The organism is Kocuria sp. NPDC057446, from assembly GCF_042802875.1.
GTDB lineage: Bacteria > Actinomycetota > Actinomycetes > Actinomycetales > Micrococcaceae > Kocuria.
Map to the genome: position 1 here is coordinate 1 of NZ_JBHVDI010000138.1, position 10525 is coordinate 10525.

The 10525-nt window shown below is 73.5% G+C and carries 9 protein-coding genes; 8 read left to right on the top strand and 1 reads right to left on the bottom strand.

Annotated features, from left to right (window positions below):
* On the top strand, positions 1-1056 hold a 1056-nt coding region (locus ACFU0Y_RS14455; RefSeq protein ID WP_380215222.1), incomplete at its 5' end, for an RNA polymerase sigma factor.
* Positions 1057-1083: 27 nt separating this feature from the next.
* On the opposite strand, the gene ACFU0Y_RS14460 is transcribed toward ACFU0Y_RS14455, so the two are convergent.
* Positions 1084-2304 carry an ROK family protein gene (locus ACFU0Y_RS14460; RefSeq protein ID WP_380215223.1) on the bottom strand — a complete coding sequence of 407 codons (1221 nt, stop codon included), beginning with the start codon at positions 2302-2304 and terminating at the stop codon, positions 1084-1086.
* 115 nt (positions 2305-2419) lie between these two features.
* Here ACFU0Y_RS14460 and ACFU0Y_RS14465 point away from each other — a divergent pair, with 115 nt between their 5' ends.
* From ACFU0Y_RS14465 to ACFU0Y_RS14495, 7 genes are all read left to right on the top strand, one after another.
* Positions 2420-3928, top strand: a complete 1509-nt coding sequence (locus ACFU0Y_RS14465; RefSeq protein WP_380215224.1) for a sugar ABC transporter ATP-binding protein — start codon at positions 2420-2422, stop codon at positions 3926-3928.
* Entirely contained in the window at positions 3925-4935 is a 1011-nt protein-coding gene (locus ACFU0Y_RS14470) for an ABC transporter permease (protein ID WP_380215225.1), read from the top strand. The genes ACFU0Y_RS14465 and ACFU0Y_RS14470 overlap by 4 nt, the downstream gene beginning before the upstream one ends.
* The gene (locus tag ACFU0Y_RS14475) at positions 4932-6029 is read left to right on the top strand and encodes an ABC transporter permease (protein WP_380215226.1); all 1098 of its coding nucleotides are present in this window, start codon (positions 4932-4934) and stop codon (positions 6027-6029) included. The genes ACFU0Y_RS14470 and ACFU0Y_RS14475 overlap by 4 nt, the downstream gene beginning before the upstream one ends.
* Complete coding sequence (locus ACFU0Y_RS14480; protein WP_380215230.1) at positions 6029-7258, top strand: substrate-binding domain-containing protein; 1230 nt, start codon at positions 6029-6031, stop codon at positions 7256-7258. Before ACFU0Y_RS14475 ends, ACFU0Y_RS14480 begins: the two co-directional genes overlap by 1 nt.
* Positions 7259-7352: 94 nt before the next feature.
* Positions 7353-8222 (top strand): sugar phosphate isomerase/epimerase family protein, encoded by an 870-nt coding sequence (locus ACFU0Y_RS14485; RefSeq protein ID WP_380215227.1) that lies wholly within the window; start codon positions 7353-7355, stop codon positions 8220-8222.
* Positions 8219-9388: a Gfo/Idh/MocA family protein gene (locus tag ACFU0Y_RS14490; RefSeq protein ID WP_380215228.1), complete on the top strand. Its 1170-nt coding sequence runs from the start codon at positions 8219-8221 to the stop codon at positions 9386-9388. The genes ACFU0Y_RS14485 and ACFU0Y_RS14490 overlap by 4 nt, the downstream gene beginning before the upstream one ends.
* 80 nt (positions 9389-9468) lie before the next feature.
* Positions 9469-10470 carry a sugar phosphate isomerase/epimerase family protein gene (locus ACFU0Y_RS14495; protein WP_380215229.1) on the top strand — a complete coding sequence of 334 codons (1002 nt, stop codon included), beginning with the start codon at positions 9469-9471 and terminating at the stop codon, positions 10468-10470.
* The last annotated feature ends 55 nt before the right edge of the window (positions 10471-10525 follow it).

The window sequence follows — 10525 nt, forward strand, 5'->3', positions numbered from 1 at the left end:
GTGCAGGACGCCCTGGTCGAGGCGGTGCGCGTGTGGCCGGAGCACCCGCCCCGGAATCCGGAGGCCTGGCTGACGGCCGTGGCCTGGCGCAAGTTCCTCGACGCCGCCCGCGCGGACACCGCCCGGCGGCGGCGGGAGGCCCGGGTCGAGGAGGAGCCGGCGCCCGGCCCGGGGCCGGCGGCGGACGACACGCTCCAGCTGTACTTCCTGTGCGCGCACCCGTCCCTGACGCCGGCCTCGGCGGTCGCGCTCACCCTCCGTGCGGTGGGCGGTCTCAGCACGCGGCAGATCGCGCGGGCCTACCTGGTGCCCGAGGCCACCATGGCCCAGCGGATCAGCCGGGCCAAGCGCACCGTCGCGGGCGTGCGCCTCGACCGGCCGGGCGACGTCGCCACGGTCCTGCGCGTGCTCTACCTGGTGTTCAACGAGGGCTACTCCGGCGACGTGGACCTGGCCGCCGAGGCGATCCGGCTCACCCGCCGGCTGGCGGCGCGGCTCGAGCACGAGGAGGTGGCGGGTCTGCTCGCGCTGATGCTGCTCCACCACGTGCGGCGCCCGGCCCGGACCCGTCCGGACGGCAGTCTCGTGCCCCTCGCCGAGCAGGACCGGACCCGGTGGGACACCGGTCTGATCGCCGAGGGCGTCGGACTGCTCCAGGCGGCGCTCGGCCGCGACCGCCTGGGCGAGTACCAGGCCCAGGCCGCCATCGCCGCCCTCCACGCCGACGCCCGCACGGCCGAGGAGACCGACTGGGCGCAGATCGTCGAGTGGTACGACGAGCTCGTCCGTCTCACCGGCAGCCCGGTGGTGCGGCTGAACCGCGCCGTCGCCCTGGGAGAGGCCGAGGGCCCGCGAGCCGGTCTGGCCGCCCTGGCGCAGCTGGATCCCGCCCTGCCCCGGTACACCGCCGCGGCGGCGTACCTGCACGAGCGCGACGGCGACGCCGTGACCGCGGCACGGCTCTACGCCGAGGCCGCCCGGTCCGCGGCCAGTCCGCCCGAGCGCGACCATCTCGTGCTGCAGGCCGCACGCCTCAACGCCCGGCGCCGAGGATGAGCGACCGGATCCCGGGTGCGGGCGGGCTCAGCCCGTGCCCAGGGCCGCGCAGGCGGCCTCGATGGACTCCGGGGACAGGACGTGGTCGATGGCCAGCACCGCCGCCCCCAGCACCCCGGCGCGCCCCCCGGCCACCGAGGGCGCCACCTGCAGGTGCTCCGTGGCCAGCGGCAGCGACCGCCGGTAGACGACCTCGCGGATCCCGGCCAGCAGGTGCTCCCCGGCCTGGGCGAGGCTGCCGCCGATCACGATCACGGACGGGTTGATGAGGTTCACGCAGGTGGCCAGGACGTCCCCGATGTCCCGGCCCGCCTGGCGGATCACCCGGACGGCCCGGGGGTCGCCGGAGCGGACGAGGTCGATGACGTCCTGGCTGGTGGCGGGCGTGCCGGCCTCCTGTTCGTGGAGCGTCCGCACGAGTGCGGGGCCCCCGGCCAGCGCCTCGAGGCAGCCGGTGTTGCCGCAGCGGCAGAGCAGCTCGTCGCCGCGGGGCACCCGGACGTGGCCGAGGTCCCCGGCCGTGCCCTGGGCGCCGCGCTGGAGCGTGCCCCCGGAGATGATCCCCGCGCCGATGCCCGTGGCCACCTTGACGAACATCAGCTCCGACGTCTCGGGCCAGAAGAAGCTGCGCTCGCCGAGGGCCATGATGTTCACGTCGTTGTCCACCAGCACGGGCACGTCGTAGTGGGCCTGCACGAGGCCGGGGACGTCCACGCGGTCCCACCCCGGCATGATGGGCGGATTGATCGGCCGGCCGGTCTCGTGCTCCACGGGGCCGGGCAGCCCGATGCCGATGGCGGCCAGGTCCGCGGCGGAGCGGTGCCCGTGCTCGAGCAGCGCGGCGACCGTGCGCACCAGCCAGCCCAGGACGGCGTCGGGCCCCTCGCCGATCGCGAGCGCCTGGCGCTCCTCGGCCAGCTCCCGGCCGGAGAGGTCGGCCAGGATCGCCCGGGCGTGCGTGGCCCCGATGTCCGCGCCGACCACCACCCGGGCGCCGGGGTTCAGGGCGAACAGGGACGGGGGCCGTCCCCCGGTGGAGGCGGCCCCGCCGTAGGGCGCCACGAGCTCGAGGGCCATCAGGGTGTCCACGCGGGAGGCCACGGTGGAGCGGGCCAGACCGGTCAGCTGGGCGAGCTCCGCCCGGGTCCGCGGCCGGCCGTCGCGCAGCAGCTGGAAGACTTCGCTCGCTCCCGGAGCGGGCGAGTCCGCGGATCGCGGCGACGACGCCGGGGGTGGACTCTGCAGCACTTTTTCAGTAGAGCATGGCCCCTTCGGGGGGTCAAGCACGTCACATACGCATATCATCACGACAACTTTTGCTGGAGCGTCGACAGAAGTGTGTGGTGCGTGTCACAGTGACCGCATGAACGAGCGCACGAGCTCACCGGTGCTGAACGTCACGGGTCTGTCGAAGTCCTTCTTCGGGGTGCCGGTGCTCGAGGACGTGGACCTCCGGCTGCACGCCGGCGAGGTGCACGGGCTCGTGGGCGAGAACGGAGCCGGGAAGTCCACCCTGATGAAGGTGCTCGCCGGGGTCCACGACCGGGACGCGGGGACGGTGGAGATCGGCGGCGCTCCCGTGGAGTTCCACCACCCCACCCAGGCGCACGTGGCCGGGCTGTCCACGGTGTTCCAGGAGTTCAACCTGCTGCCCGACCGCACGGTGGCCCAGAACGTCTTCCTGGGCCGCGAGCCGCGCCGGGGCCCGCTCGTGGACCGCCGGGCCATGAACGAGATGACGACATCCCTGCTCGAGGACCTGGGCATCACCAGCATCCCGCCGACCACCACGGTGAGCTCGCTGTCCGTGGCCCAGCAGCAGATCGTGGAGATCGCCAAGGCGATCAGCTACGACGCCCGCATCATCTCCATGGACGAGCCGACCGCGGCCCTCGCCGGCCCCGAGGTGGACCTGCTGTACGCCATCATCCGGCGGCTCCGGGACCGCGGCACCGCCATCCTGTACGTCTCCCACCGGCTGAAGGAGATCTTCGACCTGTGCGACACCATCACGGTCCTCAAGGACGGCCGCGTGGTGGGCACCGAACCGGCCTCCGCCATGGACGACGCCGCCCTGGTGCGCATGATGGTGGGCCGCCCGATCTCCGCCTACTTCCCGGAGGAGGTGCCCGGCACCGGGACGGGCCGGGAGCTGCTGCGGATCGAGGGCGGCGGCAACGACCAGCTCGACGGGATCGACCTGACGCTGCGCGCGGGCGAGATCGTGGGGGTCGCCGGTCTGCAGGGCTCCGGGCGCACCGAGCTCGTGGAGGCCGTGTTCGGCGTCCACCCGTTCACCCGGGGGTCCATGGCGCTGGACGGCAGGCCGTACGCGGCCTCCTCGCCCCGGCAGGCCGTCCGGCACCGCGTGGCCCTGATCACCGAGGACCGCAAGTCCCAGGGACTCAGCCTGGACCAGTCCGTCCTGGACAACGCCCTGGGCGTGATCCGCTCCGTCTTCCCGCACCGGACCGCCGCGGCCCGGAAGGACGTCCCCGGGGTGCTCTCCTCGCTGGAGGTCGTCGCCCGGGACCTGGACCAGGAGGTGCAGTACCTCTCGGGCGGGAACCAGCAGAAGGTGGTCCTCGCCAAGTGGCTGGCCGTGGACCCCCAGGTCGTGCTGCTCGACGAGCCCACCCGGGGGATCGACGTGGGCGCCAAGATCGCCGTCTACAACCTGATGCGGATGCTCGCCGCCGAGGGCAAGGCGATGCTCATGGTCTCCAGCGAGCTCCCGGAGGTGCTGGGCATGTCCAGCCGGGTCGTGGTCATGCGGGACGGGCGGATCGCGGGGGAGCTCCCGCCGGAGGCCACCGAGGAGCAGGTCCTGCAGCTGGCCACCGGGGCCCGCGCGGAAGGGGTGCGGCCGTGAACGCGTTCTCGAGACTCAGCTCCACCCACATCGTCTACCTCGTGGTGCTGCTGACCTTCGTGGCCGGCACGGTGCTCGTGGGCAGCACCGGGCGCAGCTTCGTCAGCGCCGGCAACATCTCCGCCGTCCTCACGGGGACCAGCGTCCTGGGCTTCATCGCGATCGGGCAGACGCTCGTCATCCTGGTGGGCAGCCTGGACCTGTCCGTGCCGTACGTCATCAGTCTCGCGAGCCTGCTCTCGGCCGGGATCATGGCCGGCCAGCCCGGGAACATCGCCCCCGGCGTGGCCCTGGCCCTCGTCGTCTCCGCGGGCATCGGCCTGGTCAACGGTCTCGTGGTCTCCGGGCTGCGGGTGCACGGCTTCATCGCCACGCTGGGCACCGGGCTCGTCGTCAGCGGCTACCTCGCGACCCACTACAAGGGCAGCTCGGGGCAGACCCCCGTGGCCTTCCGCCTCGTCGGGGCCACGGGCATCGGACCCGTCCCGGTCTCCACGCTGCTCATGCTGGCCTGCGCCGGCCTGGTGCTGCTCATGCTGACCCGCAGCCGCCTGGGCCACCACATGTACGCCGTCGGCGGGGACATCCGGGTGGCGCGGATGTCCGGGATCCGGACCGGCACCCCGATCGTCGCCGCCCACGTCATCTGCTCGGTCATGGCCGGTCTCGCCGGTCTGCTGCTCGCCGCACGTCTCGGGGTGGGCAGCCCCACGATCGGCTCCCAGGGCGGCTACGCCCTGCTCTCCATCGCCGCCGTGGTGCTGGGCGGGACGCTGCTGGCGGGCGGCAAGGGATCGCTGGTGGGGACGCTGGGCGGCGTCCTGATCTTCGCGATGATCGACAACATCATGAGCGTCCTGCAGATCAACCCGTTCCTGAAGGACGTGGTCCGCGGCGTCGTCATCGTCGTCGCCGTGGCCGTCTACGCCCGGCGCCGGGTGGTCAGCCGGCCCGCGCGCTTCGCCGCCGCCCCGAGCGGGCGGACCGGGCAGGAGGTCCCGGCATGAGCACCGCCCTCACGGACCGGACCGCGGTCCTGCAGCAGAACCGGTCACCGTGGCACGAGCGGGCGCTGCGCGGGCTGCGGACCCCCGGCGGCGCCGTCTTCGTGCTCCTCGTGGTGCTGCTGGCCGCGGCGGTCGCCGTCAACCCGTCCTTCGGCGAACCGGGCTCGCTGATCCGGTTCGTCGGCCGCACGGCGCCGATCGCCATCGCGGCCATCGGACAGTACTTCGTCATCGTCTCGGGGGAGTTCGACCTGTCCATGGGCTCCGTGGTCACCACCCAGGTGTTCGTGGCGGGCAACCTCATCGGCCAGGACGACAGCCGGACCGTGCCCGTGCTGGTGCTGATGCTCCTCCTGGGCGTCCTCGTGGGCCTGGTCAACGGGCTGGTCACCACGCTCCTGAAGGTGCCGAGCTTCATCGTCACCCTCGGCACCATGCTCGCCCTGCTGGGGCTGGTGCTCTACTGGACGGGCGGCGCCGCGACGGGCAACCCCGCGGACAGCTTCCGCCAGATCGGCCGCGGCGGCATCCAGGGCGTCCCCGTCCTCGGGGTCCTGCCCTATCCGGTGCTCCTGGTGACGGCCGTCGCGGCCGCCGCGTTCTGGCTCATGCGCCGGCCCTACGGCCGCACGCTCATCGCCGTGGGCGACAACCCCCGGGCCGCCGCGCTCACCGGGGCCCGCGTGTGGTGGGTGCGCACCCGCGCGTTCATGCTCTCGTCCCTGGCCGCGACCGTGGCGGGGATCATCCTCGTGGGCTACGCCGGCGTGCACCCGTCCGTGGGCCGCGGCTACGAGTTCACGGCCATCACCGCCGTCGTCCTGGGCGGGGTCGTGCTGGGCGGCGGGCGCGGCTGGGTGCTGTCGGCGGCCGCGGGCGCCTTCGCCCTCGAGACCCTCTTCGCGCTCCTGAACTTCCTGGGCGTCCAGTCCACCTGGCGGGACACCGTCCAGGGCGCGATCATCATCCTCGCCGTCGCCGCCGGCACCCGGACCTGGCAGCGCCGCCGGCGCGGCCGGAGCTCGGCGGCGCAGGAACCCCGACGTGCCATAGCAGCACCGCCCACCCCGGGCACCGATGAGGAAGGAACATGATGCGCCGAAGCATCCAGTCGAAGGTCACCGTGGTGGCAGCGGCAGCGCTGCTGGGCCTGACCGCCTGCACCACCGATTCGTCCATCGAGGAGACCCCGCCCGCCGAGACCGGGGGAGAGGCCGCCGCCACCCCCGCCCCGGAAGGGGGCGACGAGTGGTTCGACCAGGCGGAGTACGACCGCCAGCTCGAGCAGCGCTCCGCCTCCTTCGCGGGGGACCCGGAGCAGCCGTGGACGCAGTACATCGAGGGGGAGTCCACCGCCACGGGCGAGTTCGCCGCCGAGGGCCCGCAGAAGATCTGCTTCTCCAACGCCTCCATCTCCAACCCCTGGCGCCAGACCGGGTGGATCACCATGAACGAGCAGCTGAAGGTGCTCCAGGACTCCGGGGTGATCTCCGAGATGGAGACCCGCGACGCCCAGGACGACGACAACACGCAGATCGCCGACATCGACTACTTCATCGCCGAGGGCGAGTGCGACGGTTTCATCATCTCCCCGAACTCGACCGCGGCCCTGACGCCCGCCGTGGAGCGGGCGTGCGAGACCGGCAAGCCGGTGGTGGTCTTCGACCGCGGGGTGGAGACCGACTGCGCGACGACGTTCATCCACCCCATCGGCGGCTTCGCCTGGGGCATCGACTCGGCGAACTTCCTGGTGGACAACCTGCAGGAGGGCGACAAGGTGGTGGCCCTGCGCATCCTGCCGGGCGTGGACGTCCTGGAGCAGCGCTGGGCCGCCGCGGAGCGGATCTTCGAGGAGAACGGGATCGAGGCGACCGACTACTTCACCGGGGCCGACCCCACCGAGATCAAGAAGATCATCTCCGACGAGCTCGCCACCGGGGACGTGCAGGGCGTGTGGATGGACGCCGGTGACGGCGCCGTCGCCGCCATCGAGGCGTTCGAGGACGCCGGGGCGGACTACCCGGTGATGACCGGCGAGGACGAGATGAGCTTCCTGCGCAAGTGGGAGGACACCGGGCTGACCGGCATCGCCCCGGTGTACTCGAACTTCCAGTGGCGCACCCCGCTGCTGGCGCTCGAGCAGATCTTCGCCGGCGAGGACGTCCCCGCCGAGTGGATCCTGCCGCAGGAGCCGATCACCGAGGACCAGCGGGCCGACTTCCTCGCCGACAACGAGGGGATGCCGGACGGCCACTACGCCAAGTTCGGCGGCGAGGACCTGCCGGGCTACCCCGACGTCTGGCGCGACCGCGTCATCCCCTGATCCGCCCGACCACGCCCTGCCCGCCGCCGGCCCCGGGATCCCCGGCGGCGGGCGGGGCGCCATCCACCCCACCGGACCGAGGAGAGGCAGACCCGTGCAGCGCTTGATCGGCGTCAACACCTGGGTGTGGGAGTCCCCGCTCACCGACGCCACCCTGCCCCCGCTGCTGGCGAAGATCGCGGCCATGGGCTTCGACGTCGTCGAGCTCCCGCTGGAGAACGCCGGCGACCTCACCGCCGAGGCGGTGCGGGACGCCCTCGGCGGGCTGCGGCCGTGGGTCGTCGGCGCCATGGCGCCCGGACGCGAGCTCGTCCTGGCGGACGAGGCCGTGATCGCCCGGACCCAGCGCTACCTCAGCGCCTGCATCCGGCTGGCCCGGGAGATCGGCGCCCCCGCCGTGTGCGGACCGTTCTACGCGCACACGGGACGGCTGTGGCGGATGGACGCGGCCGAGCGCACGGCCGCCTACGCGCAGCTGCGGCGCAGCCTGGCGCCGCTGGCCGCCGAGGCGGAGGCCGCCGGCGTCGTCCTCGGCATCGAACCGCTCAACCGGTACGAGACGTCCCTGCTCAACACCGCCGAGCAGGCGCTCGAGGCCCTGGGCCCGCTGCTCGGCCACGGCGTGGGCCTGGCCCTGGACACCTTCCACCTCAACATCGAGGAGCGCTCCTCCGCCGCCGCCGTCCGGGCGGCCGGCGAGCACCTCGTGCACCTCCAGGTCTGCGGCAACGACCGGGGCGCCCCCGGCGGGGACCAGACGGACTGGACGGGCCTCTTCGAGGCCCTGGACGCCGTGGGCTACACCGGCGCCCTCACCATCGAGAGCTTCACCGCCCGCAACGCCAGCATCGCCACCGCCGCCTCGATCTGGCGGCCCCTGGCGCCGACCCAGGACCAGCTCGCCGAGCAGGGCCTGGCGTTCCTGCGCTCGGCCGGCACCCGGTCCCCAGGAGGACAGCCATGACCACCACCGCGCCCGAGCCCGCCCGCACCCACGGACCCGCCGCCGGCACCCTGGGCGTCGCCGTGCTCGGCTACTCCTTCATGGGCAAGGCCCACTCCAACGCCTGGCGCAACGTCAACGCCTTCTACCCCACGCCCCGTGTGGCGCAGCGGGTGCTCGTGGGCCGGGACGCCGGACAGGCGGCCGACGCCGCACGGCGCTACGGCTGGGCGGAGAGCGGCACCGACTGGCGTGCGGTGCTGGAGCGGGACGACATCCACGTCGTCGACATCTGCACGCCCGGCCACCTGCACGCCGACATGGCCGTGGCCGCCCTCGAGGCCGGCAAGCACGTGCTCGTGGAGAAGCCGCTGGCCAACACGGTGGCCGAGGCCGAACGGATGGTGGCCGCCGCGGCGGCCGCCCGGGCCCGCGGCGTCCGGTCCATGGTGGGCTTCAACTACCGCCGGGTGCCGGCCCTCGCCCTGGCCCGGGACCTGATCGCGGACGGGCGCGTGGGCCGGGTCCGGCAGATCCGGGTCAGCTACCTGCAGGACTGGCTCGCCGACGAGCAGGCGCCCATGACCTGGCGCCTGCGCCGGGAGACCGCCGGGTCCGGGGCGCTCGGCGACCTCGCCTCGCACGCCGTGGACCAGGTGCGCTTCCTCCTCGACTCGCCGGTCACGTCCGTCACCGGGACGGTCACCACGTTCGTCCCGACCCGGCAGGGCCCGGACGGGCCCGAGCCGGTGACGGTCGACGACGCCGCCTGGGCGACCCTGCGCACCGCGTCCGGGGCCGTGGTCGGCCTGGAGGTCTCCCGCTGCGCCACCGGCCGCAAGAACGCCCTCGGCATCGAGGTCTACGGCTCCCGGGGCGGGCTGCGCTTCGACCTCGAGCGGCTCAACGAGCTGCACCTGTTCGACACCGCCGCGGCGCCGGACACCCGGGGCAGCAGCCGGATCCTCGTCACCGAGGACACCCACCCCTACGTGGACGCGTGGTGGCCCCCCGGACACGTCCTCGGCTGGGACCACACGTTCACCAGCCAGGCCGCCGAGCTCCTGCGGGCCATCGACACCGGCGCCCCGGCCGCCCCCGGGTTCGAGGACGGCCTGGCGGTCCAGCGCGTGCTCGACGCCGTGACCGACAGCGCGGCCCGTGCCGGCGCCACCGTGCACCTCTGACCCCGGACCGGCGCATGCCCGCGCTCCCCGACAGCTCGCCCCTTCCCCGACCAGCTCTTCCCGACCCGAAGGACCGACGCATGGGACACCACCGCTACACGCTGTTCACCGGCCAGTGGGCCGACCTCCCGCTCGAGGAGGTGGCGGAGCTGGCCGCCGGCTGGGGCTACGACGGCCTGGAGATCGCCGTCTCCGGCGAGCACCTCGACGCCTGGCGGTGGGACGACGACGCCTACGTCCGGGGCCGGCTCGACATCCTCGAGCGCCACGGCCTCGGGGTCTGGGCCATCTCCAACCACCTCACCGGCCAGGCGGTCTGCGACGACCCCATCGACGTCCGGCACCGGGCCATCGTGGGCCCCCGGGTCTGGGGCGACGGGGAGCCCGAGGGGGTGCGCGCCCGGGCCGCCGAGGAGATGCAGCTGACGGCGCGGCTCGCGCGAAAGCTGGGCGTGGACACGGTGGTGGGCTTCACCGGCTCCTCCGTCTGGCAGTACGTGGCGATGTTCCCCCCGGTCTCCCAGGACGTCATCGAGGCCGGGTACCAGGACTTCGCGGACCGGTGGAACCCCGTCCTGGACGTCTTCGACGAGTGCGGCGTGCGCTTCGCCCACGAGGTCCACCCCTCCGAGATCGCCTACGACTACTGGACCACGCAGCGGACGCTGGAGGCCGTCGGCCACCGCGAGGCCTTCGGGCTGAACTGGGACCCCAGCCACTTCCTGTGGCAGCAGATCGACCCGGTGGCGTTCATCTCCGACTTCGCGGACCGGATCTACCACGTGGACTGCAAGGACACGAAGATGCGCACGGGCGGCGGGCGCAACGGCATCCTGTCCTCCCACCTGCCCTGGGGCGACCCCCGCCGCGGCTGGGACTTCGTCTCGACCGGCCGGGGGGACGTGCCGTGGGAGGACAGCTTCCGCGCCCTCACCGCCATCGGCTACGACGGCCCGATCTCCGTGGAGTGGGAGGACGCCGGGATGGACCGGCTGCGGGGAGCCCCCGAGGCGCTGGCCTTCCTGAAGCGCTTCGACTTCGCCCCCTCCGGCGCCTCCTTCGACGCCGCCTTCCGGCAGTAGCCCGCACCGGCCACCGCCGCCTCCGACCGCCCACGGCGGCCGGTGGCGGCGGGTG